Origin of the sequence: Vibrio aphrogenes (genome assembly GCF_002157735.2) — a bacterium.
Lineage (GTDB): Bacteria > Pseudomonadota > Gammaproteobacteria > Enterobacterales > Vibrionaceae > Vibrio > Vibrio aphrogenes.
In genome coordinates this window covers 313864-339541 of sequence record NZ_AP018690.1, presented here as the reverse complement: position 1 = coordinate 339541, position 25678 = coordinate 313864, and the positions used below count along the sequence as shown (strand labels likewise).

Annotated in this window: 21 protein-coding genes; 5 read left to right on the top strand and 16 right to left on the bottom strand. The window is 42.8% G+C overall.

Going from position 1 to position 25678, the window contains the following annotated elements; all coding sequences use genetic code 11:
* Window positions 1-285 precede the first annotated feature (285 nt).
* The gene (locus tag VCA1004_RS12770) at window positions 286-864 is read left to right on the top strand and encodes an outer membrane beta-barrel protein (protein WP_086980830.1); all 579 of its coding nucleotides are present in this window, start codon (window positions 286-288) and stop codon (window positions 862-864) included.
* 100 nt (window positions 865-964) lie between these two features.
* Here VCA1004_RS12770 and guaD read toward each other — a convergent pair whose 3' ends face one another.
* The 11 genes from guaD to gcl all read right to left on the bottom strand — a co-directional run bounded on the left by guaD (window position 965) and on the right by gcl (window position 15247).
* On the bottom strand, window positions 965-2293 hold the full coding sequence (gene guaD / locus VCA1004_RS12765) for a guanine deaminase (RefSeq protein ID WP_086980829.1): 1329 nt from the start codon (window positions 2291-2293) through the stop codon (window positions 965-967).
* Window positions 2294-2354: 61 nt separating this feature from the next.
* Window positions 2355-3212 carry a xanthine dehydrogenase accessory protein XdhC gene (gene xdhC / locus VCA1004_RS12760; protein WP_086980828.1) on the bottom strand — a complete coding sequence of 286 codons (858 nt, stop codon included), beginning with the start codon at window positions 3210-3212 and terminating at the stop codon, window positions 2355-2357.
* 128 nt (window positions 3213-3340) lie between these two features.
* Window positions 3341-5761 (bottom strand): xanthine dehydrogenase molybdopterin binding subunit, encoded by a 2421-nt coding sequence (xdhB, locus tag VCA1004_RS12755; protein WP_086980827.1) that lies wholly within the window; start codon window positions 5759-5761, stop codon window positions 3341-3343.
* Window positions 5754-7241: a xanthine dehydrogenase small subunit gene (gene xdhA, locus VCA1004_RS12750; RefSeq protein ID WP_086980826.1), complete on the bottom strand. Its 1488-nt coding sequence runs from the start codon at window positions 7239-7241 to the stop codon at window positions 5754-5756. The genes xdhB and xdhA overlap by 8 nt, the downstream gene beginning before the upstream one ends.
* Window positions 7242-7559: 318 nt before the next feature.
* A complete protein-coding gene (locus VCA1004_RS12745) occupies window positions 7560-8759 on the bottom strand; it encodes an amino acid permease (RefSeq protein WP_086980825.1) in 1200 nt (399 codons plus the stop codon).
* Window positions 8760-9025: 266 nt separating this feature from the next.
* Window positions 9026-9916 carry a lipid kinase YegS gene (gene yegS, locus VCA1004_RS12740; protein ID WP_197715849.1) on the bottom strand — a complete coding sequence of 297 codons (891 nt, stop codon included), beginning with the start codon at window positions 9914-9916 and terminating at the stop codon, window positions 9026-9028.
* Window positions 9917-9929: 13 nt separating this feature from the next.
* Window positions 9930-10532 (bottom strand): MarC family protein, encoded by a 603-nt coding sequence (locus VCA1004_RS12735; RefSeq protein ID WP_086980823.1) that lies wholly within the window; start codon window positions 10530-10532, stop codon window positions 9930-9932.
* Window positions 10533-10575: 43 nt separating this feature from the next.
* Entirely contained in the window at window positions 10576-11202 is a 627-nt protein-coding gene (locus tag VCA1004_RS12730; protein ID WP_086980822.1) for a TetR/AcrR family transcriptional regulator, read from the bottom strand.
* A gap of 455 nt (window positions 11203-11657) precedes the next feature.
* The gene (locus tag VCA1004_RS12725) at window positions 11658-12554 is read right to left on the bottom strand and encodes a 2-hydroxy-3-oxopropionate reductase (RefSeq protein ID WP_086980821.1); all 897 of its coding nucleotides are present in this window, start codon (window positions 12552-12554) and stop codon (window positions 11658-11660) included.
* 56 nt (window positions 12555-12610) lie between these two features.
* Window positions 12611-13387: a hydroxypyruvate isomerase gene (hyi, locus tag VCA1004_RS12720; protein WP_086980820.1), complete on the bottom strand. Its 777-nt coding sequence runs from the start codon at window positions 13385-13387 to the stop codon at window positions 12611-12613.
* 84 nt (window positions 13388-13471) lie between these two features.
* On the bottom strand, window positions 13472-15247 hold the full coding sequence (gcl, locus tag VCA1004_RS12715) for a glyoxylate carboligase (protein WP_086980819.1): 1776 nt from the start codon (window positions 15245-15247) through the stop codon (window positions 13472-13474).
* A 579-nt stretch (window positions 15248-15826) separates the two neighbouring features.
* On the opposite strand from gcl, the gene aceB reads away from it, so the two are divergent.
* From aceB to VCA1004_RS12700, 3 genes are all read left to right on the top strand, one after another.
* Window positions 15827-17431 carry a malate synthase A gene (aceB, locus tag VCA1004_RS12710; RefSeq protein WP_408646924.1) on the top strand — a complete coding sequence of 535 codons (1605 nt, stop codon included), beginning with the start codon at window positions 15827-15829 and terminating at the stop codon, window positions 17429-17431.
* Between the two features lie 121 nt (window positions 17432-17552).
* Window positions 17553-17984: a GlcG/HbpS family heme-binding protein gene (locus VCA1004_RS12705; RefSeq protein ID WP_086981375.1), complete on the top strand. Its 432-nt coding sequence runs from the start codon at window positions 17553-17555 to the stop codon at window positions 17982-17984.
* A gap of 97 nt (window positions 17985-18081) precedes the next feature.
* A complete protein-coding gene (locus VCA1004_RS12700) occupies window positions 18082-18816 on the top strand; it encodes a GntR family transcriptional regulator (protein WP_086980817.1) in 735 nt (244 codons plus the stop codon).
* Between the two features lie 151 nt (window positions 18817-18967).
* Here the strand turns inward: VCA1004_RS12700 and VCA1004_RS12695 are convergent, their stop codons facing one another.
* The 3 genes from VCA1004_RS12695 to trhO form a co-directional block, all read right to left on the bottom strand.
* Entirely contained in the window at window positions 18968-19444 is a 477-nt protein-coding gene (locus VCA1004_RS12695; protein ID WP_086980816.1) for a GNAT family N-acetyltransferase, read from the bottom strand.
* A 560-nt stretch (window positions 19445-20004) separates the two neighbouring features.
* Window positions 20005-21153, bottom strand: a complete 1149-nt coding sequence (add, locus tag VCA1004_RS12685) for an adenosine deaminase (RefSeq protein WP_086980815.1) — start codon at window positions 21151-21153, stop codon at window positions 20005-20007.
* 186 nt (window positions 21154-21339) lie between these two features.
* Window positions 21340-22323: an oxygen-dependent tRNA uridine(34) hydroxylase TrhO gene (gene trhO, locus VCA1004_RS12680; RefSeq protein ID WP_086980814.1), complete on the bottom strand. Its 984-nt coding sequence runs from the start codon at window positions 22321-22323 to the stop codon at window positions 21340-21342.
* Between the two features lie 329 nt (window positions 22324-22652).
* Here trhO and VCA1004_RS12675 point away from each other — a divergent pair, with 329 nt between their 5' ends.
* Entirely contained in the window at window positions 22653-23075 is a 423-nt protein-coding gene (locus VCA1004_RS12675) for a hypothetical protein (RefSeq protein WP_086980813.1), read from the top strand.
* Window positions 23076-23328: 253 nt separating this feature from the next.
* On the opposite strand, the gene tdh is transcribed toward VCA1004_RS12675, so the two are convergent.
* Window positions 23329-24363 carry an L-threonine 3-dehydrogenase gene (gene tdh / locus VCA1004_RS12670; protein ID WP_086980812.1) on the bottom strand — a complete coding sequence of 345 codons (1035 nt, stop codon included), beginning with the start codon at window positions 24361-24363 and terminating at the stop codon, window positions 23329-23331.
* Between the two features lie 24 nt (window positions 24364-24387).
* Window positions 24388-25584, bottom strand: a complete 1197-nt coding sequence (locus VCA1004_RS12665) for a glycine C-acetyltransferase (protein WP_086980811.1) — start codon at window positions 25582-25584, stop codon at window positions 24388-24390.
* Window positions 25585-25678 lie beyond the last annotated feature (94 nt).

Below are 25678 nucleotides of genomic sequence, written 5' to 3'. Positions count from 1 at the left end.
TCTTCATTAACGTTCCTTGCTCGATGGCAGATAAATAAGCCGCTCCATGACACACTGTTTTGATAAAAATATCAAGATATGAGCGTCACTTTACAAAACATAAGCCTTTAATCTGTAAACTCAAAATGACGAGTTGAAGTAAAGTTCACCTCCCACCTTATGAGACCTCTTTTACTCAGTGTGTTTTATTTTTGTTGGGTCTCGCATTTTGATGTGCCGCCGCTATACATCAAGCGGGTTTTTATGCACATTCTTATCGTACTGTTATTGATAAGGAGCATCAGTATGTACAGGTTTTGCGCCCTCTTATTCATGGGAATGACTTCTATTGCTCACGCCGAGATGATTGTTACGCCGATGGTGGGATATACCTTAGGTGGTGAGGTAAAAGACAACAACGATAACCGTTATGACGTACAAGGTGATGCCAACTACGCCTTATCTATTGAAGTTCCAGTGGAAAAGGGTCAGTTAGGATTATTTTATTCTTATCAAGCCAGTGAATTGGAGCAATTAAGTTACTCTTCTTCCATCCAATATTTGATGTTTCAAAGCCGTTTAAATACCAAGATTCAGCAAGATGTCGTCGGTTATTTAGGAGTGGGGATTGGTGGCTCGTACACCGATGTTGATTGGGCTGACAACAAATATGGCTTTGCTGCTAGCCTTTACGCGGGATTAGAATATAACATCACCTCAAATTTGGCACTAACCGGGCAGATCCGCTGGCTGGGTACGGTTGTCGATAGCGACTCCCAAACCGCTTGTTACTCCAATCAAACCAGCAACCGTTGCTACATTCGATTTGAGTCGGATTGGATGAATCAATTCCAATCCAACCTTGGGATGGTTTTTCGGTTTTAATTTCGACATAGAATCGGTTTATGATTCTTATTTTTGCTGTTCAATCTAAGCTTTTAGTTTTTAGCTCTTAGCTCTTATTTTGCTTTGATAATATTAACATTTAAGCTTTGTAGGCGAGATCACCATAAATATAAGTGGCATGAACGGTACGATCATCTCCCAAACTCATCAACACAAACAATTTCTCTTCCAATGTTTTGGCTTGCTGCATGCGAAATTTCATCAATGTGGTGGCATTGGGTTCAAGCACCACGAAGTCCGCTTCTTTACCCACTTCTAAGCTGCCAATTTTGTCATCAAGATAGAGGGCTTTCGCTCCGCCTAATGTCGCTTGATACAAAGATTTTAGCGGGTGTAATTTCTTTTGTTGCAACTGCATGATTTTGTAGGCTTCGCTCATGGTTTGCATTAACGAAAACGACGTACCTGCGCCAACATCGGTGCCCATACCAACACGAATCCCAAAGCCTTCAATGCGGTTTAAATCAAATAAGCCTGAACCTAAAAACAAATTCGAAGTTGGGCAAAACGCTATTGCCGAGCCCGTATCAGATAAACGCTGGCATTCGCAATCCGACAAATGTACCCCGTGAGCAAACACCGATCTTGGATGTAATAAACCGTGATGATCATACACATCCAAATAGCCTTTTTGTTCTGGAAAGAGCGATTTTACCCATTCAATTTCTTGTTTATTTTCAGAAAGATGGGTATGCATGTACACGCTTGGATATTCACGCAATAGCTGCCCGACTGTATCTAATTGCTCAGGGCTACTCGTCGGCGCGAAACGTGGCGTCACCGCATAAGAAAGACGCCCATTGTTGTGCCATTTTTCAATTAATTCTTTGGAATCATGGTAGCCACATTCAGGCGTATCGGTGAGGTAATCTGGTGCGTTACGATCCATCAACACTTTACCAGCGATCATACGCAAATTTCGGCGTTTGGCTTCTGCAAAAAAGACATCCACCGATTGCTTATGGACCGTACCAAATACCAAGGCAGTGGTTGTGCCGTTTGTGACTAACTCATCTAAAAAGATTTTCGCTACTTTGGCGGCGTATTCCGGATCTTTAAAGCGCTCTTCTTCTGGAAAGGTGTAGTTTTCAAGCCAGTCGAGTAGCTGCTCACCATAAGACGCTATCATGCCGGTCTGAGGGTAATGAATATGAGTATCGACAAACCCTGCGCTGATAAACTTGCCTTGATAATCAACCACATTAAGGTCGCCATCTTGCTTAGCTAAGGTGTCAACATAATCGCCAACATCAACAATCATGCCCTGTTCCACCACCAGTAAGCCATCTTCAAAATAACGATAGGCTTCATTTAGACCGACCTCACTCGGGTCAGCCACTAACTGAATAATTGAGCTGCGGTAGGCCGTTTTTTGTTTTGAGAGTGTTGATGTTTTAGGTTGCGACATGAATGTATTCCTTTTCTTGCGAATCTTATGTTGATACCAAATCGTTGCTTTGCGATTCGACTTAACCGGCTAATTGATTGTGTTTGAGGGGACGTTTTTGCTCCAGTTCTTGTCCTTGATAATGAGCAATTAACTCCCCAGCTACCGACACTGCAATTTCAGCAGGATGTTTACCTTTCACCATCGCAATGCCAATTGGACACTGCATCTGGTCTATCATCGCTGGTTCAAAACCACGGTGAGCCAGACGTAAATCGAATTTCTTCCGCTTGGTTTGTGAGCCAATCATGCCGAAATAACAAAACCTGTCTTGAGTTAAAATCTCACGAGCAAGGTCAAAATCCAACTGGTGATTGTGAGTCATCACCAAATAATAACTATTGGCTGGTAAGTGTTTAATTTCCCCCACCGGATCATCACTCAGCACTTTATTCACATTGGGGGCAAGATGCTCAGGAAACTCTGCTTCACGCTCATCTATCCAAGTGATTTTAAACGGCAAGGTTTGCACAATATTAACTAATGCTTTGGCAACATGCCCTGCGCCAAATAACACTAAATGATGTTGATTAAAACCAATGGGCTCAAAGCTTAACGTCGCCATGCCACCGCAGCATTGCCCTAGCCGCGCACCTAGGTTAAAACGTTCGATATGGATTTTATTATCCGTTTGCCCATTGCCAATCTTCATCAACATTTCACGAGCCATTTGCGTAGCAAGGTGCTCTAAGTGACCGCCGCCTATCGTGGCATAAAGCTCTTTACGAGTGACGATCATCTTAGTCCCAGCATCACGAGGCACTGAGCCTTTGTCTTCCAATACGGAAACCAAAATACATTCTTCACCTTGTTGCTCTAACAAGGCAAGTTGTTGAATCCAGGAGAGTTGGCTGGTTGGGTTATGAGATTTATTGCTCATACTGCATCCTTACAAATATTGATTCCAAAGCACTGGGTTACGGGAGCTGAGGACGCTATGCTCGGGAGCCGAAAAGACATCTAGACACCACGCCTACCGTAGGCAAAATTTTCTCGGCTCTCGGCTTTTTAGGCCTGCACTCGAACGCGATCGTTCACGTACTCTTTGGCTTCATCTTTACAGCCTGAACGCGCCTTCTCCATTGCCCATAGCACTCGCTCTGGTGTGGCTGGTGTATCAAGGTGTACCGTCACTCTTTCGCCTTCTTGAGCATTTACCAACGCCACTGTATGTACAGCATCTTTCAGTGCGCTCCACACCGACATGCCTAACATGAATGGTGGCTCACCCACGGCTTTCGAATTAAATACCGTATCTTCAGGATTACTGCGGTTTTGCACTATCTCCGTTCGAAAATCGATCGGCATATCGGCTATCGCTGGGATTTTGTAGCTGGCAGGACCATTGGTCATCAAGCGCCCTTTTTCATTCCACACCAACTCTTCCGTCGTCAACCAACCTACGCCTTGAATAAAACCACCTTCGATCTGTCCAATATCAATGGCAGGGTTCAGTGACGCGCCCACATCATGCAAAATATCAGTCCGCAAGATTTTGTATTCACCGGTTAAGGTATCGACAATCACTTCGGAACACGATGCGCCATAAGCAAAGTAATAAAACGGACGACCACGCGCTTTTTCATGATCATAGTGAATTTTCGGCGTGCGATAAAAACCGGTGCTCGAAAGCGACACTTGGTTGAAATAAGCTTGTTGAATGAATTCAGCAAACGGGATCAATTGATCGCGCACTTCTACTACGCCATTGTTGAAAATCACTTCTTCTGGCGTAACTTTGTAATGATGGGTCGCGAACTCAATCAAACGCGCTTTAATGGTTAATGCCGCATTTTGCGCCGCTTTACCGTTCAAATCGGTACCTGATGACGCCGCCGTTGGCGAGGTATTGGGCACTTTATCGGTATTGGTCGCAGTGATTTGAATTTGATCGATATCAACACTGAATTCTTGCGCCACAATTTGTGCCACTTTAGTATTCAGCCCTTGCCCCATTTCGGTTCCGCCGTGGTTTAAATGAATACTGCCATCGGTATAAATATGAATAAGTGCCCCCGCTTGGTTTAAAAACGTCGCGGTAAAAGAAATGCCAAATTTTACCGGCGTCAGGGCAATGCCTTTTTTCAAGATTGGACTCTTGGCGTTAAATTCAGCAATCTCTTGGCGACGCTGTTGATAATCGCTGGACTTTTCTAGCGCTTCGGTGATTTCAAGCAGGCAATTATCTTCCACTTTTTGGTAGTAATGAGTCGTGTCACGCCCTTCACCGCCGTAATAGTTAGCCTTACGGATCTCCAGCGGATCTTTACCTAAATAATGGGCAATTTCATCCATCACATGTTCAATGGTCATCATGCCTTGCGGGCCACCAAAACCACGATACGCCGTATTCGATGCAGTATTGGTTTTACAGCGATTACCGACCACTTTGGCATCACCTAGGTAGTAAGCGTTATCCGAGTGGAACATAGCGCGGTCAACAATTGAATGGGATAAATCAATCGAATAACCACAATTACCTGATACCGTAATCTCAACCCCTTGAATGACCCCATTATCATCAAAGCCCACACGATACTGATTATAAAATGGATGACGTTTGCCCGTCATGGTCATGTCATCATTACGCCACAAGCGAATTTTCGTCGGCTTTTGCGTTAAGCTGGCAATCACGGCGGCAATACACGCAGGAGCATTGGCTTGGGTTTCTTTACCACCAAAACCGCCGCCCATACGACGCATATCCACCACCACTTTATGCATTGCCACACCCAAAACTTCCGCCACCACTTTTTGAATTTCGGTCGGGTTTTGGGTTGAGGTATACACAATTACCCCACCATCTTCGGCGGGTACGACGCTACTGGCTTGAGTTTCTAAGTAGAAATGTTCTTGCCCACCAACATGCAAATCCCCTGCAATTACATGTTTTGCGGTCGCCAGAGCGGCTTGGTAATCACCACGTTGCTGCACATGAGCTTCATGCACAAAATGCTTTTTAGCTAAGGCTTCTTCGACATCTAAAATTGCTGGCAACGGTTCTAATTCAATCTTAGCGGCCAATGCGGCTTTGCGCGCAGTTTCCATATCGGTGGCCGCCACTGCAATGATTGGCTGGCCGTAATATTCCACCACGCCATCAGCTAATAGAGGATCGCCCGGAAACACCGCGCCGATGTCCAATTCACCTGGGACATCTTTACTGGTAATTGCAATCTCTACCCCATCAAATTCATAACAAGGTGTGGTATCAATACTGATAATTTTAGCGTGCGCTTCAGTGCTCAATCGACAATACACATGCAATTGATTGGGAAACTCTAAGCGGTCATCCACATAAATTGCTTCACCAGACACTTGTTTCTCTGCGCTGTCGTGTTTTACCGACTTACCCACTCCAGTTTTAAGATCTTGTTTATATTGAGTGAGCAGCTCGTCATAGCTTAATTTTGGAGAATGATTAGACATAAGACGTGACCCTCGTTTCAATACTGGTTTGTTTAAAATTCTCACTATTTTGTTGTGATTGGGCTTGCGTTTGTTGCTCTAAGAAAAAGCGCAATAACATATTGCAGGCGGTTTTCGAGCGGTATTCTTTACTCGCCCGAAAATCCGATAATGGCTCGAAATCTTGTGCCAGTTGCGTCATGGCAGCCTCTACAGTTTGCTTATTCCACACTTGACCTAATAAGGCTTTTTCACACAAATCTGCACGTTTTGGGATCGCCGCCATACCACCGAAAGCAATGCGAACGTCTGTTATGACATCATTTTCAATCGTGAAATTAAACGCCCCACACACCGCCGAAATATCATCATCAATTCGTTTGGATAATTTGTACGCGCTGAAATATTGCGTGTTCTTTGAATCTATTGGCTTAGGAATAATAATTTGTTCAATAAATTCTGAAGGCTGCTGAACCGTTACTTTGTAATTAATGAAATACTCATCAATGGCAATTTCACGCACCTTCTGCCCTTTTCTTAATTTGAGCCGAGCATTGAGCGCAATAAGAAGCGGGGGCGTGTCACCAATAGGAGACGCATTGGCAACATTGCCCCCAATAGTGCCTTGGTTTCGCACTTGTAACGATGCAAAGCGATGCAACAAGTGGCCAAAATCTGGGTAGTGTTTTGCTAGTGTGGCGTAACAATCGCTGATCGGCATATTGGCACCAATCACAATATCTTGTTCGGTTTCACGGATGGTTTTCATATCCATCACGCCAGTCACATTAATTAAAGTTTCAATTTCACGGTGAAATTGCGTCACTTCAAGTGCTAAATCTGTGCCGCCCGCCACCAGCTTAGCGTTTGGATGACGTTCGTATAATTCGGCTAACTCATCGGTTGTGGTTGGTGAAAAACTGGTGAGATTATCCAATACCAATGGCGTGGTTTTGGCATCAATTTTTTCAAGTTTCGCAATGGTTTGTTGTTCAAGTTCCGCAAATTGATCCAATAAAGGCTGCTCGGAACTTAATGATAAGGCCGCATCAACAATCGGACGATAGCCTGTACAGCGGCACAAGTTACCTGCCAAAGATTCCATCACATCTTCTTTATTGGCTTTCGGTTTATTTTTACTCAAGGCAAACATTGACATGATAAAACCCGGTGTGCAGTAACCGCACTGTGAACCATGAAAGTCCACCAAAGCTTGTTGTACCGGATGCAACGATTGTTTATTTTTAAGGTCTTCCACCGTGATCAATTGCTTGCCATGCAAGGATGACACAAAAGTTAGGCACGAATTGACGCTACGATATTGCAACTGACCATCAACCAGTTCACCTAAAACCACAGTACATGCACCGCAATCTCCAGAACCGCAACCTTCTTTGGTACCCGTTTTATGTAATTGGGTACGCAAATAATTTAACACCGTCATATTCGGTGAAATGTGACTTTCACGCTTTAGTGTTTGATTGAGTAAAAACGTAATCAAAGGGCTTCTCCTATCCACTCATTGCTATCGCGCTTATTTTTATTGTAGGCAGTTTTTTGACCGCTCATTAAGCTATAGCTGACTTCCTGTACAATGAGTATTGGATTTCTTGACTCATAGGTCAAGTTTATTTGTATACAATTTTGCAACAAATTCACAACACTTTGTTTTGGCAGCGATTTTAATAACAATCATATGAATAAAATGATCGGAAAAGGAATATGATGGGGGTTAATGAAGATATTTTGTCATTGGCAAAAAAACTGCCCACATAAAGTGAGCAGTTTTCTGAATCATCAGATCAAGAGAACAATTGGCTTAATTGAAGAACCAAGAAATGAGAATAAATAAGCCGAAGAAAAACGACGCAATTAACGCCAATGTGCCCCCTTCTGCAGTATAGGCTTTATCTAAATTCAACACCTTATAGCTTGGTTTACGGACATTGATAACCATAGCCAGTGGTCCCCAAATGGCTAAGAACACTAAAGTGATGCCGGCATATTCCAACATATTCAAGAACTTGTTTGAAAATAAACTCGTCACCAGTAGTGGCAGAATAAAGGTCAAAGCAAAGACCAAAATAGCCGTCACTTTTCCTTCTTCTAATTGAGTGCGCTTTACTATCCCCATGATCGCATCTTTGTTTTGATCAAATAACGCCATCGACACGCCCAAGAAAGAGGTGATCAACGCTAATGCTGAGAAAATTGAGATGATCGTTTTTAATGCACCAGACGAACCACCAAAGGCTGCAATTAATTGCGAGATATTATCAAACTGGCTGATCTCTTCGGTGCCTAAGTTACCGATAATGGCAAATAACCATGTCAGATAACAAATAAGCGGGATCACTGAGCCTAATAACACCATGTTGCGAATTTGCTTTGGTGTAGCTTCTTTGTTGTACATCACCAAAGAAGGGATCACGACCATAGAGGCAAAACTGGTAAAGATCGTAGTACTGTGTTTCACCACATTTTGCCACTGAAAGTCTGGGGTTTGCGCAAGGTAATCAAATTGAATATGCGTAAATAAGGTCGCTACAACCGTCAATAGCATGGCAATCATTAAAATGAATAACACTCGATTTAAGCCATCGATATACGACTTACCGGCAATGATCACGACTGCCATTAAAAAGCTAAATACGGTATAACAAACGGGTTGTGAAACATTAAAACCCATGCCTGACAACAAGTTATGAAACAGGTCACCGATGCCAAGAATGTAAGCGACTAATATACAAATCAACAACATATAGAAAAAGAAGTTGATAAAATATTTTCCGCTGGTTCCAAGAGACAGTTGAGCGACACTATTCATACCACCATTTTGAGGCGTTTTAGTACAAGCTTCTGCCAATAATAATGCGCCATAAGTGGTGCCAATAAAAATCACTAACATCAAAACCAGGCTGACAGTAAAACCAAACTGTGCCAATGCCATTGGAATGCCCAACATCCCTGCGCCTAATGCTGTCCCCGACAAAATCAAGGCACTACCGAATAACTTCATATTCAAAATATCGGTCCTTTTATTATTCATTCTTTAAAGGTGAGCCGACAGTATTATTCACTACATTTATATGATTATTATATATACTGTCATTTTTAAGATGCGCAGTGTAACAGAATATCTCGGATTTGAAGTCTAGAATTGACTCAGGATAGAATTTAACACTATTTAACTACGATAATTAGAAATAATAGAGCATAGAACTGACATAATTTCTCATGTCAGTATTTATCATTATATTTTTAGGAAAAATCAGAATTACTACGCTAGATGATCGGGGAATTTTCCGGAAGCACTAATGAAATCGCCTTCGGCACCACTTCAAAGCGGATGCGCTTTCTGGCAATGGGTTCTCCATCTAAGTTAATTGGCATCTCAGAATCGGAACACCATTCAACCCAAGGCACTCGAAATCGCTTAATGTATTCGCCACTCACTTCCGAATCAAACATATCTTTAATTGTGGTGATCAAGCTTTCTGCTGGTGTTTCAAGCCAAGCAACGACATCCATAAGACCATCATTAATTTTGGCATTGGGGGCAAGTTGTTGGCCTCCTCCCGCTAATCGTCCATTACAAATAGCACTCACAATGACACGACCACTGATCGTTTGATCCGGTGTCACCAGCTTTCCTTGATTGGGTTTAAAATCTAACGTTCTCAATAAACCATGTAACGTATAAGCCCCACCGCCAAGGAAGTTTTTCAGCTCAGTGGGGGTATTGGCTGTCACATAAGCGCCAAAACCACCACTGGCTACATTCATAAAATATTGGTCATCGGCTTGAATACAATCGACTTTAACGGCCTCACCTTCCAAAGCGAGTCGTAGGGCTTTAGCATAATCATCTGGAATCAAACAAGCTGTTGCAAAATCATTCGCCGTCCCCAAAGGCAAAATTGCCAGTTCCGGTCTTTGCGATTCTTCTATTTGCATCAAAGCATCCACGGCTTCCTTAACTGAGCCATCACCGCCGCCAATCATCAAGCGCTGGCAGTTATCTTGATGAGCTTCTTGCACTAAACGCTCAACATCGCCCGACTCCCAAGTGACACGAACTTCAATATCACCCAGCTCTCTAGCTGCAATAATCGCTTCTCGTAATGGTAAAAGACCGGCTTTTTTGCCATTTAAAATCAATCTCATCGCCTTGATTACCTCAACTCTATTATGTGAAGAAAAATGTTTTCACTCCAGAAAGCGTAAATTGTGCACCCATAGCAATCACAATGACTCCCATATAACTGGTGACCATTTTTTTTACCATTGTAGGTTGTTGCTGTTTTTTAGAAAAAGCCACAAATACCATTAACACCAAAAGTAAGACTAACATAGCCATCAAGACGCCAAATACCGCCGTATATGGGATCAAAGAATCATGATGAGAAGCCGCAACTGTAATGACTCCCGTAATCGTACCGGGGCTCGCTGCAAATAATATCAATCCTGTGGTGGAGGTAGATTTTGCCGCCACCGGTTCAAACGTTGCGGGACGCTGCACCGAAATGATCATTTGCACCCCAATCCAAATCAAGATCCCGCCTCCTGCACATGAAAAGGCTGGCAAAGAAATCCCAAAAGCTTGTAATACAGACGTTCCAGCAAACGCAGCAATCAATAAAACAATGGCAATTGATAACACCGACTTCATCGCCTCTTTGTATTGTTGCGGTTTATCTTGATTACACGTCGCCTCAGCAAACATTTGAGCGCAAATCGCCGGGTTGACTAAGGCTAAAATGGTAATAATGGCTTGAGTATAATGTGGCATAGTCACGCGTTCTCTGCATTAATGTGATGAGTAGTCGGTATCTCTAAAGCGAATTGTCATTTATCGATTTAACGCCACAACCTTTTAAAATCATCGTGGTTAAAAACTCAGCCGCATCGGAATAGTCTTGCTTGGTGAGCTTGTTCTTTTTCATGACTCGACAAATCTGCCAGCCGAAATCCGCATAAGTTTGCGTCGCCGCCCAAATCGTAAACATTAAATGATGGGATGACACTGCCTCCATTCTGCCTTGTGCAATCCAAGAATCAAATTTGGCGATGATCATTTCAGACTGTTGTTGCAACTCTTGCTCAATATCTTTGGGAAGCGATTGCCCACCCGACATGACTTCATTGGCAAACACTTTAGAAGCATAGGCATGATCCCGTGAGATCATCAACTTGGCTTGAATATACGCGGTTAAGGCTTCAATCGGGTCATCCAGCTCTTGGATAGGTTTCGAGGCTTGCAATAGCGGTTCGGTGACGCTTTCTAATACGGCACGATAAAGGTTATCTTTGGAATTGTAGTAATAATAGATATTGGGCTTGGGAATATTCGCTTGCTTTGCGATGTCTGCAACCTTAGTCGCCGCATAGCCGAACTGGGCAAAATACTGGCTGGCGGCTTCAATAATGGCCGTTTGATTGCGCTCTCTTACTCTCGCCACAAAGACACTCCTTGTTTATCATTATTTTCAAGATGATAGTTTCCTTAAGTAGTGTTGTAACATAGTCGATAATAAATTCACCATTTTTTCTGTCTATTTTTATCATTGCACCTTAATTCGACCTTTCTCAAACGCCAAAAACAAGCACAAAAAAACCCGAATCGTTCTGAGACTGCTTGTACTTATGTTGCACACAAAACATAAGTCACTCATCAGAACCATTCGGGGCGCACCTAAAGGAGACAAAAAAGTGCGGTAAAAACTGAGTTATTGCGACGTGATACCCTCATTCCCAAATATGACAGCACCACGCAAGTCCAGTGCAATCACTCAGCTATAACGAAAAGTGAAATCGATGATAGATACCCATCATGATTAAAGTTGCTTGATTAACATTGCCATAAGGCGAACGAATAATGTCAATCACGCAGCCACTTCAACCAGGTAAGGAATCATTATTCACCGCGAATATTGTGATTACCACGTGCCTCAATCGCTTTGATCAACGCAGAGTGATCCCAACTTGAACCGTCCATTTCAGCACATTCAGTAAAGAGTTGCTGCGCTGTCGCGGTATTAGGCAAATCCAAACCGAGTTGTTTGGCACCCGTTAGCGCCAGATTCAAATCTTTTTGGTGTAATGCAATTCTAAAGCCTGGATCAAACGTACCTTTCACCATGCGCTCACCATGCACTTCTAAAATTTTAGAATTGGCAAAACCACCCATGAGTGCATTACGAACTCGCGCCGGATCGGCACCCGCTTTTGAAGCAAACACGAGCGCTTCCGATACTGCTTCAATATTCAGCGCCACAATGATTTGGTTAGCGACTTTACAGATTTGCCCTGCGCCATTTTCGCCCACCAGCGTAATGTTTTGACCCATCACTTCAAACAGAGGTTTCGCTTGCTCAAACGCCGCTTCGCTGCCACCGACCATAATGGTCAGCGAGGCATTGATCGCCCCAATTTCACCACCCGATACTGGTGCATCAAGATACTCTGCTCCGCACTCTTTGATTTGCTTGGCGAACTCTTGCGTTTCAATCGGCGCAATCGAGCTCATATCGATCACTAACTTGCCTGCTGATAGCCCTTGAGCAATGCCATTGTCGCCAAATAGCGCATCGGCAACATCTGGTGTATTCGGTACCATAGTGATAATAATATCCGCCACTTGAGCGGCTTCTTTACCACTGTGTACCACGGTTGCGCCGCCATCGACTAGCTCTTGAGGTGGAGCCACAAAGTGATCGGAAACCACCATTTGATAACCCGCTTTTTGTAGATTAAGCGCCATTGGTTTACCCATGATGCCTGTACCAATAAATGCAACTGTTGGTTTAGTCATAATCTCATCCTTAAAATACGTTTATTCTTAGTCTTGTTATCTTTTGTTATCTCTATTTAGGCTAACGCTTTCATCCAACCTAAGCCTTCAAGAGTGGTGGTTTTGGGCTTATATTCACAGCCGATCCAACCGTCGTAACCAATGCTGTCTAAATGCTTAAACAAAAATGGGTAGTTAATCTCCCCCGTCCCCGGTTCGTGACGTCCTGGGTTATCAGCCAACTGAACATGTTGAATTTGAGACAAATGCTCACTTAACGTTGGGGCCAAATCCCCTTCCATGATTTGCATGTGATAAATATCGTATTGCACTCGTAAATTATCACTGCCTACTTTGTCGATAATGTTTAACGCTTGTTGGGTGGTATTTAAGAAAAACCCAGGAATATCACGCGTATTAATCGCTTCAATAATGAGGCTAATGCCATTTTCTTTCAGTGCCGCCGCCGCAAAGCGTAAGTTACTCACAAACGTCTCTTCCGCTTGTTGTGGGTTAACACCGTCTGGCACGATACCGGCTAAACAATTCACTTGTTGGCAATCCAATACTTTGGCGTATTGAATTGCTTTGGTGACACCTTGTTGAAATTCATCGACACGTTTAGGGTCTACCGCAATACCACGGTCACCATCTAGCCAGTTACCCGCAGGTAAATTGAACAGCACTTGTTGCAAGTTATTATCGTCTAATACTTGCTTAATGGTGCTCGCTTCAAAATCGTACGGAAAGAGATATTCCACACCTTGAAACCCTGCTTCCGCTGCTTGTCCAAAACGTTGTAAAAAATCAACTTCGGTAAAGAGCATTGATAGATTTGCCGCAAACTTAGGCATTGTCTTCTCCTTCTTATCCATACCTTGACTCTTCGATGCTGCCAATACAGCAGCACCGACTCTTTAAGGTATTTCTCTCTTTAATTATTGGTTAAAGGTAATCGCTGTTGGGGCATCACCTTCTTCATTTGCAAGGCTTTCAAACTCATTGATGCCGTCAATTTCAACGCCCATCGCAATGTTGGTAACGCGTTCTAAAATGAACTCAACCACCACAGGAACACGATGTTTTTCCATCAGTTGTTTCGCTTCTTCAAAGGCGGCAGGAGCATCTTCAGGGTGACGCACTCGAATTGCTTTACAGCCAAGGCCTTCAACTACAGCAACATGATCCACCCCATAACCTTCCATCTCTGGTGAGTTTTGGTTTTCAAAAGCCAACTGGACACAATAATCAATATCAAATTGACGTTGCGCTTGACGAATCAAACCAAGGTATGAGTTGTTAACGACGACGTGGATATAAGGCAGGTTAAATTGCGCACCTGCGGCCAATTCTTCAATCATGAATTGGAAATCATAGTCACCAGAAATCGCCACAATTGGACGGTTTGGATCGGCCGCGCGTACACCTAAAGCCGCCGGAATTGTCCAGCCTAATGGGCCGGCTTGACCACAGTTAATCCAGTGGCGTGGTTTATACACATGTAGGAATTGCGCCGCGGCAATTTGCGACAAACCAATGGTGCTGACATAACAGGTATCTTCACCAAACGCTTTGTTCATCTCTTCATAAACACGCATTGGTTTCATTGGGACTTCTTCAAAGTGTGTTTTGCGTAATAATGAAGCTTTACGCTCAATACACTCGCCAACCCAGTTCGAACGATCTTTTAACTTGCCAGCGGCTTTCATTTCTTTGGCCACTTCAACAAACAAATTCAAAGCAGATTTAGCGTCTGATACGATGCCAAGGTCTGGGCAGAACACACGACCAATTTGCGTTGGTTCAATATCCACATGCACAAATTTACGGCCTTGGGTATACACATCCACCGAGCCGGTATGACGGTTTGCCCAGCGGTTACCAATACCCAATACAAAATCAGAAGCCAACATGGTGGCATTACCATAACGATGTGACGTTTGTAGCCCCACCATACCTGCCATCAGTTCATGGTTATCCGGAATACTGCCCCAGCCCATTAAGGTTGGAATAACGGGAACATTTAATATTTCAGCCAATTCTTGCAGCTCAGCGCTCGCACCGGCATTAATCACCCCACCACCAGAGACAATCAGAGGTTTCTCTGACTCCGTTAACATGGTTAAAGCTTTTTCAACTTGTCCACGAGTTGCACTCGGTTGATACGGCTCTAAAGACTCATAAGTATCGATATCAAACTCAATTTCAGCTAATTGCACATCGATCGGTAAATCAATTAATACCGGTCCTGGGCGACCTGAGCGCATAATATGGAAAGCTTGTTGGAATGCACGTGGCACCAAGGCCGGCTCTAAAACAGTTGTCGCCCATTTAGTGACAGGTTTGGCGATCGATTCAATATCCACCGCTTGGAAATCTTCTTTATGTAAGCGAGCGCGAGGAGCTTGACCTGTGATACATAAAATAGGGATAGAATCGGCAGAGGCGGAATATAAGCCAGTAATCATATCCGTACCCGCCGGGCCAGACGTACCGATACACACACCAATATTTTTATCATTAGTACGGGTATAACCTTCCGCCATGTGAGAAGCACCTTCCACATGTCGAGCTAGAACATGGTCAATCCCGCCAATTTTTTTCATTGCAGCATAAAATGGGTTAATTGCCGCGCCTGGTACGCCAAAGGCAATATCAACCCCTTCCTTTTTTAGTACTTCTACAGCGGCTTCGATTGCTTTCATTCTCGCCATAATCCAATTCCTTTTATTATTGTATACAATTAAAAATACACTACAGAGTCTAGACTGTCTTTATAAAATTGTGCAAATAAAAAACAAAAATAATTGGATTTTTTTACATAATTTTAAGATAAGTAATTAATTTCAAATTATAAAATCCTGATCCAACCAGTAACTCAGCAATCAGTGGTAGCGCACAAAACGTTAAATATTCTTTGATCTTTTGTAAAAACGAGGATATACATAGACAAGAATTAAAACATTAATGTACACAATCTTGTTTAAGAAACATGTTGTTTAAAACCGTTAATATTTAAAACGGTTAGTATTTAAAACTGATTATCTTTATGCCTGAGAATGTTGGCGTTGAAGGAAAGCACAGAGTCAAGACGACCTTATAAGGTGAACCCACTATTCGGTCGCATGCGGTGACTCAGCAGAACTGCAGCTTCAAGTTTTAAAGGCGTACGTACGAGAGACCAAATTTAAAGTATGAAAATACCCCAACCTTTTTATACCTCTCGTATTCAATGCTCGTAAATGTTCATAAAGGAGACGATTATGCACAGCACTGAGGACCGTGAAACAGCGATGCAAGCCCAACAATCAAGAGCCATTGAAGTGGTTGGAGAGCTGAAATCAGAACAACAAAAAGCCATTCTTTCTGAAGAAGCGTTAAACTTTTTAGATGCTTTAGTGACTACGTTCACTGCACCATTGAATGATGCGCTGCAATTGCGTCGCCAGCGCCAAGCTCAGTTTGATGCAGGTGAATTACCAGGCTTTCGCGATGACACCAAGGCCATTCGAGAAGATAAATCTTGGAAAGTCGCTCCGATCCCTAAAGTTTTACAAGATCGCCGCGTTGAAATTACCGGTCCTGTTGAGCGTAAAATGGTCATTAATGCGCTCAACTCTGGTGCTAAAATCTTCATGTGTTGTTTTGAAGACGCCTCAGCGCCAACTTGGGACAACATGCTAGATGGTCAAATTAACTTACGAGATGCCAATGATGGCACCATCAGTTATTTTGATGAAAAGAAGGGAAAACAATACGATTTAGTCGCAGAGCCTGCTCAACTATTAGCTCGCCCACGTGGTTTACACCTTCCTGAAAAACACATTCAATATCAAGGCCAAGCTATTGCCGGTTGCTTGATGGATTTCGGCTTGTACTTCTTCCATAACTATCAAACCCGCGCGCAAAAAGGCGAAGGAGTTTATTACTACATTCCAAAACTGGAAAGTATGGAAGAAGCCAAGTGGTGGGATGATGTCTTCCGTTTCACTGAAGAATACTTCAAGGTCGAGATCGGAACCATTCGTGCCACTGTCTTGATAGAAACCCTGCCTGCTGTTTTCCAAATGGAAGAGATGCTGTACGTCATGCGTGATCACATTGTCGCCATGAACTGTGGTCGCTGGGATTACATTTTCAGCTACATCAAAACACTGAAAAATCATAAAGATCGTATCCTGCCAGACCGTCATAGTGTGGGCATGGATAAACCTTTCCTCAACGCTTATAGCCAATTATTAGTCAAAACCTGTCACGCTCGTGGCGCGTTAGCAATGGGCGGAATGTCAGCCTTTATTCCAAACGCCGACCCACAAGTAATGCAACAAGTATTGGCTAAAGTAGAAGAAGATAAAAACCGTGAATCATCGAATGGACACGATGGCACATGGGTTGCGCATCCAAAACTTGTCGATGTTGCGATGGGTATTTTTGAAAACAAACTTGAGGGCAAAATTAACCAAGTCGATTTTGACAGCAGCTATGTCGGTGACATTACTGCCGAACAATTACTCGAGCCGTGCCAAGGCCCTCGTAATGAAGAAGGCTTACGTAAAAATATTCGTATTGCGCTTTATTACATTGAATCTTGGATCAGCGGTGTAGGTTGTGTGCCAATTTATGGCTTGATGGAAGATGCAGCAACGGCCGAAATTTCTCGCGCCAGCATCTGGCAATGGATCAAGCACGGCGTACAACTTGATGATGGCCAAGTGGTAACAGAGGACTATTTCCGTACTCTGTTGGCAGAAGAACTAAACACTATCAAGCAAGAAGTTGGCGAGCCACGTTATGCTCAAGGACGATTTGAAGAAACGGCCAAGATGTTCGATGTTTTATCGACCCAAGACGATTTTGCAGAGTTCTTGACACTACCAAGCTATCCTCTTCTTCGTTAATAACCCAGCTTACAAGAACACTCTGTTTCAACGAGCCAAATTTGCAACAGAGCGTTCTTAGTAAGCTGATACCAACGTCATCCATATTAATCATGGCGTTGGTATTTTAATGAGGATCCTAATCATGAGTTTGACACTGCAACAAGCATTAAGTATTACCCAAGGTGCGTTTAGCGCCGCCTTAGACTTAAAAAGCGCCCCACTCACTGTGGCTGTTTTAGACAGTGGTGGCAAACTGGTTTCCCTACAGCGGCAAGATGGTTCAAGTATGATGCGACCCGATATTGCCATAGCCAAAGCTTGGGGAGCACTGGCATTAGGATGCTCATCACGTAAGCTCGCCCAAGATGCGGATGCCCGACCTGCATTTATTTCTGCAATTAATGTACTCGCACATGGCAATATGGTTCCCGTCCCTGGTGGTGTTTTGGTTCAAAATGAATTAAAACAAGTATTAGGTGCCGTTGGGATCAGTGGAGACCTCTCAGATTTAGATGAAAAGTGCGCATTAGAAGGTATTTTGCATGCAAATTTGTATTCATCTGACACTTAGATAAACTAAGGTCTATAATGTACAATCTAAGGGCGATTCTTTCACATCTTGAACGCCCATTTATTTTCAGCAGATTAGGTTTTTAGCAGATTAGGCCATGACAAAACTCAGTAAGTTATCCAATACTAAAATTCAGGCGAAAGCCAATAACCAAACTCAAGATGATGTGGTGTACTGCCACATCTTCGATGCTATTCTAGAACAACGCCTCCCACCGAGTACCAAATTAAATGAAGAATCATTAAGTGAAATCTTTGGGGTGAGCCGCACCATCATTCGTCGTGCATTATTACGTTTATCGCTTGAACAAGTAGTTGATATTAAACCTAACCGTGGCGCAACGGTTGCCGCACCAACGATAGAAGAAGCCATTCAAATCTTAAAAGCCCGTGAAATTGCTGAATTAGCGGTCACTGAGCTGGCGACTGAAAACTGTCATCCTCAACAGATGCAAGTCTTGCGTAACCTAGTAACCAGTGAAGATGAAGCCATTGCTAACGGGGATATTGGCCGCGGTATTCGCTTATCCGGTGAATTTCATATTGAGTTAGCTAAGATGGCAAAAAATGGCCCCTTACTGCATTTCTTACGCAGCTTGGTATCTCAAACCTCGCTATTAATTGCGCAATATGAAGGGAGTAACAACAGCAACTGCTCTCAAGATGAACACAGTAATTTACTTAATGCGATTGAGTCAGGTGATAAAGCGAAGGCGCATGAGCTGATGGAGCACCATTTACAGCACATTAAAGCGAATTTGAACTTAACCGATGACGCTACCTCTAGTGATTTACATGTAGTGTTCTCAAACATCATTCGTTCACGCGCATAATCGAGCATTTGCTTAGCAATATTCAATAGAATGACTAAAGGCAGTGTTTAATCACTCTGCCTTTCTGATTTTGTGGGAGTAGTATAAGGAATCATGGTAATTATCTTGATCACTTCTCAAACTCGTTGTTGGGCAAAACCTTAAGTGTTTGTTATAACCATCTTTCCATACATAAAAGGTCCCAAACCTCACCGTCGAAAGAACGAGAGCCATTTTCATGCGCTGTAACGGTAAAACCAAGCGATTCATAGCAATTTCTCGCAACTATGTTTCGTTCGAATACAGCTAGTGATAGCAAGCTAGCGCTGTATTTTTCTTTTGCTAGATCGATTAATTGACCAAGCATGCGCTTTGAAATGCCCTTTCCACGAAAGCTGTCCGAAACAAATACGCGGCAAATCCTAAAGTGCGACTCTGAAACTTTGAATAGTTCAACATAGCCAGCGCTCTGACCAGAGACAACAAAGATAAACGGAAACACTTGCGCTTGGGAACAGTGTTTAGAAATTTGTAATGAATCCAATGGAAACTCAAAGTTTGGACCACCCCATTGATAATTCAATTTATCCGAGTCGATCCAACCGATAAGCAGGTCATGATCTCCCTTTTCAAATGCTCTAAATTCCATTTTTCCCTCTAAGGTTATAACGAGGCTGTAGGGTTTCCACCACCTCTTTTGTTCTTTATTTCACCACAATATCAGCTTGAAGGCATTATTTGGTTATGATCTAATCTAAATTATTCATAAGAGCATACCGTTATGCCCAATTTCAAACCTGAACACTCAAATCAAAATAGGTTTGTGCCTATTATCATTGATGAACAACTAATACCAGGCACTATCGAATATGTGATTTCCCATATCGTAGATCGTAGATAACCACCTTAATTTATTCATAAAATATGAACTTATCTCATATTCACTCAGCATAAAATGCGGAAATAATCCGTATAGTTCACCAAAGCCAACTCGTGATAAAGAACTGTGTATTGAACCAGCCCCTAAAAGTTGTTTACAGGAGTCAACATAAGGGAAGCGGAGGTGGGGTTAGTTAGGCCAAATAACTTTTGGGATAATATTGAGAAAAAGGCAGAGTACCAATGTGAAGTGGTCTCTGCCTTTTTGGTAGAAGAGTTTATTACTCTCCGTCGATTGTTATTATGTTTTTTATTATAGCTGGCGCGGTATTACTTATGATGTAACCGATTTTGTAAGCGTGATTTTAATGCACCATCGGGTAACGCCGCAGCGTGCATTTCCAACTCATGCCAATCTTCTTCACTAAAGCATTGGTATACCTGAGCGATCAGCGCTTGTTTTACTTCATCTTCCACAAAAGCAGCTTCTAAACCACACAGGGTGACATCAAGTAGCTCTACTCGAGAAAAACCAAAGACTTGTTCGGCAATGCGGTACTCTTTCGCCACATCGGTGCCAAATAAGCCGGCATCATCGGTATTGATCGATAAACGAATCCCTTTTTCGTACAAACGACGAAGTGGGTGATGATCCAACTTCTGTCCAAACTCGGTAACCAAAATGCGGTTACTGGTTGGCGCAACTTCTAAAGTAATGCCATCTTGAATCAATTGTTCAATCAAGGCATCGTCTTTAATGGCGGCAATACCATGCCCAATACGTTTAGCCCCAAATTGAATCGCTTCACGAATACTTTCTGGGCCACGAATTTCACCGGCATGATACGACTTTGGTAACGGAATATTGTCGACTAATTCATGCACATAGATGAAATCGGCAAATTCTCCAGCTCTTTCATTTCCGGCAATATTAAACCCAGCAATGCTGTCTCTTGGGTTTTGTGCGATAAAATCAACGCTCAAATTTAAATGTTCAAGGCTCAAATGACGAACGCCACACGCCTGCAAACGCGTTTCGGTACCGTATTCAGCTTTCACTTCGCGAATGGCTCTTTCGATACCTTCCATGAAATCGTGATATTGAGCGGCATTTAACGTGACCTTCCCTTGCTCATCTTCTTGTGAACACAAGTGAAAGGCCGATGTGATCATTTCACAATAAATCATGCCTTGAGCAGCATTACGGCTTAAGTAATCTTTCATGATCAGATAATAATCATCCGCATCACGAACCAAATCTGCCACTACATCATAAGCCGTTACAAACTCACCAAAATCGGTTTCATCGTATTGATAACGACCATTAGGAAACTCATTTTTGTCATAGCTACCTTCCGGGTATAAAAAATCATCCGGTAAGCTAACATTGTGTTTTTTCGCTAAGAGTAAAGCCATTTCAGGCGTCACTGAACCTTCAATGTGCTCATGCAAAATGACTTTAGGGAGAAGACTGCCCATTGTTTTTTCCTTATATCTCGTTTAATCGGTGCTACTTTACTGTTTCCGCCATTGATGACCAATCATTATTTTACTTACTGATACACAGCAAACGTTTACTTAAAATAAAAAAGCTTAGGCGTCTACCTAAGCTTTACATTTTGATGAATGACACAGTATTTCGTAACCGAATATCATGAAAATAGACTATTTTTGGCGACTTCGTTGGGACTTTTTACGCGCCAGTTTTTGCAAACGCTTTTCTTCCATTAGCTTGACGGCATCGCCACCAACATGCACTTCACCACGCAACTTTGCCAATTGAACTTGTTTTTCACGCTCGCGAAATCGCCCTATTTGCTCTTCATTATGATGACCAAAACAATGTGGACAACTGACTCCTTGCTCAAATTGTGGTGTCGCTTTATCGGCCGCAGTGATAGGTAAACGGCACGCATTACAAAGCTCATAATCACTTTTTTCTAAGCTGTGATTTACCGCAACCCGACCATCAAATACATAGCAATCCCCTTTCCAAAGGCTTTCTTCTTCAGGGACTTCTTCTAGGTATTTTAAAATGCCACCTTCTAAGTGATACACCTCTTCAAAACCTTGTTCTTTTAGATAAGCCGTCGATTTTTCACAACGAATTCCCCCAGTGCAGAACATGGCAACTTTCTTATGTTTTTGCGGATCCATATTCTGTTTTACGTAATCAGGAAATTCACGGAAAGTATCGGTTTTAGGATTAACCGCGCGTTCAAACGTTCCTAATTCAATTTCATAATCATTGCGGGTATCCACTACAAATACTTCTGGATCTGAAATTAACTGATTCCAATCTTTCGGCTTCACATAAGTACCGACTACTTGTTTGGGATCGATACCTTCAACCCCCATAGTGACAATTTCTTTTTTCAATTTCACTTTAGAGCGATTAAATGGCATCACTTGATGATAAGACTCTTTATATGACACATCCGCTAAGCGTTCATCTTGTCCAAACCAAGCCAAGAGCGCATCAATTCCCTCTCTCGAAGCAGCAACAGTACCGTTAATTCCTTCCTGAGCCAGCAATAGCGTGCCTCTAATCGCATGCTTTTCCATCAACGCAATTAATGGTTCTCTTAATGATTGATGATGATCCAGTGCAACAAACTTATATAATGCGCACACAACAAACTGACTCATGAACTTCCTTAATAACAATGTAGAAACAATTGCCTGCATTGTACTTGAGAAATTTCTCAACAAATACTCACAGTTTGTATGCTTATTCAACTCAAAAACCCAATAACGGGCCGCCAAGTAAAATCATCGTCATAACTTGTTATAAATGCGTTAATTTATCCATCTGAGCATCGCAATAATTTATAAACCAGCTAAAGTTAATAAGTGCATCACATTTTGTATTTTTAAACGTTGAATTTCCCCCTCATTCTTTAGGGGCTCAAACTGGGCTAACATTGCTGTTGTTTTAGCACCTAAGGTTTACATATCTCACACATTAAGGAGTGAATATGACACAACAAACTTGGATAAAACCATTCGCACTTGCTTCATTTTTTGCCTTAGCTCTTGCGGCCTGTGATAATAACGCCGCAGATACCGCGCAAGACAAAATGGATACCGCGGTAGAACAAACTCAGCAAATGGCTGATGATGCAGCTCAAAAAATGGATGATATGGCTAACGATGTTCAAGATTCCGTCTCTGATGCCTCTGACCAAATGGGCGAACAACTTGATCAAGCGAGCGATGCCATGTCCGATCAAGCCGATGCGGCCGCCGATAAAGTAGATGATATGACCAATGAGATGTCGGATCACGCCAACGAGGCTCAAGATTCAATGAACGATATGGCCACCGATGCCGGTAACGCCATTGAAGATAAATGTGAAGAGATTAAAGAAGGCATGAACGCTGAAGATACCAACTGTTAATCGTTCTACTCCATGCCATTAAATAAAAACCACTGATTCGTTCAGTGGTTTTTTGTTATGAGAAAATATGATTAATCTCATCTGCAGATAGGTTAACGCTTATATACGTACTATTCGGTCATCCCCATTTACGCATAACGCTTATTAGACGGCGAAATACCGCTTTTCCTGACAATCTTTACCTGTTTGTTTTTATAAGCAGTGTTAAGAAAATAAAAAAGCGCACCCGAAAGTGCGCTTCTTTGATGACGAATTACTTAGTCCAATCTAGGATAACTTTCCCTGAAAGCCCGCCACGCATAGTATCGAAGCCCTCTTGGAAATCATCAACGCTGAAATGATGCGTGATAATTGGGGTTAGATCTAAGCCTGATTGAATGAGGCTTGCCATTTTATACCAAGTTTCGAACATTTCGCGTCCGTAAATGCCTTTGATCACCAAGCCTTTGAAAATCACTTTGGTCCAGTCGATAGCCATGTCTGAAGGTGGAATACCTAAGAGAGCAACACGACCGCCGTGATTCATGCCTTCCAGCATCGCGTTGAATGCTGATGGCACACCTGACATTTCAAGGCCAACGTCGAACCCTTCAGTCATGCCAAGTTCGCTCATGACATCTTCCAGCTTTTCATTAGCAACGTTAACAGCACGTGTTACGCCCATTTTGCGAGCCAAGTCTAGACGGTATTCATTAACATCAGTAATCACCACATGGCGCGCACCAACGTGTTTTGCGACAGCCGCCGCCATGATACCAATAGGGCCTGCGCCTGTGATCAACACATCTTCACCCACTAAATCAAACGATAATGCGGTGTGTACCGCGTTACCAAATGGGTCAAAGATCGAAGCCAAATCGTCAGAAATTTCATCTGGAATCTTAAAGGCGTTAAAGGCTGGAATCACTAAGTATTCAGAGAACGCACCGGTACGGTTGACACCAACGCCAGTAGTATTACGGCATAAATGGGTACGTCCACCACGACAGTTACGGCAATGCCCACAAGTAATATGACCTTCGCCAGATACGCGATCACCGATTTCAAAACCTTTCACTTCTTGGCCGATTCCGACAACTTCACCAACATACTCATGACCAACAACCATTGGGTATGGAATGGTGTTTTGTGACCATTCATCCCAGTTATAAATATGTACGTCGGTACCACAAATCGCGGTTTTACGGATTTTAATAAGAATATCGTTATGCCCCATTTCTGGCATATCAACTTCGGTCATCCAAATGCCTTCTTCAGGCTTTAATTTTGAAAGTGCTTTAATTTTCATATTCGTCGCTCCTGAATAGATGGCTTACGCGATAATGCCCATGTCTTTACCCACTGCGATGAACGCATCAATCGCACGGTCTAATTGCTCACGGCTATGCGCAGCAGACATTTGAGTACGGATACGTGCTTGGCCTTTTGGCACCACTGGGAATGAGAAACCCACGACATAAATGCCCTTTTCAAGTGCGCGCTCTGCAAACTCTGCCGCGACTTTGGCATCACCTAACATAATAGGGATGATTGCGTGGTCAGCACCCGCTAAAGTAAAACCGGCGTCAGTCATACGAGTGCGGAAATGAGCAGCGTTTTCCCATAATTTGGCGCGTAAATCATTACTTTCGGCCAGCAGATCAATCACTCGAATAGACGCAGCCACAATCGCAGGTGCCACAGAGTTTGAGAATAGGTATGGACGAGAACGCTGACGTAACCAATCAATCACTTCTTTTTTGCCTGATGTGTAACCACCTGATGCGCCGCCCATGGCTTTACCAAGCGTGCCCGTGATGATATCAATACGGCCCATCACATCGTTGTATTCATGCGTACCACGGCCATTTTCACCCATAAAACCCACGGCATGAGAATCATCAACCATCACTAGCGCATCGTATTTATCCGCTAAATCGCAGATAGCGGTTAAGTTTGCGACCACACCATCCATAGAGAATACGCCGTCGGTCACAATCAATTTATGACGAGCGCCCGCTTCATTGGCGGCAATTAATTGTGCTTCTAATTCTGCCATATTGTTATTGGCATAACGGAAACGCTTCGCTTTACACAAACGCACCCCATCAATGATGGATGCATGGTTTAACGCATCTGAAATAATGGCATCTTCTGCATCTAAAATCGTCTCAAATAAGCCCGTATTGGCATCGAAACATGAGGTATAAAGAATGGTATCTTCCATTCCTAAGAAGTTCGACAGTTTGCGCTCTAATTCTTTATGCGCATCTTGAGTCCCACAAATAAAACGCACTGACGCCATACCAAAACCATGCTCATCCATCCCTTGTTTCGCCGCTTCAATCAGCGCAGGGTGATTCGCCAAACCTAAATAGTTATTCGCACAGAAGTTTAAAACTTCTTCCCCAGTGGAAATAGACACTGCAGCCGCTTGAGCTGAAGTAATAACACGTTCAGATTTGTACAAACCTTCAGACTTAACATCTTCAATTTGTTGGTTTATTTGACTGTAGAATGCAGAAGACATGAAATTTCCTTTTAAAAATCCATCATGAATTGATTAAAACTATTCTAGTCTATGCTGATCCATACTATTATCCCTTCACATGGAAAAACATTAG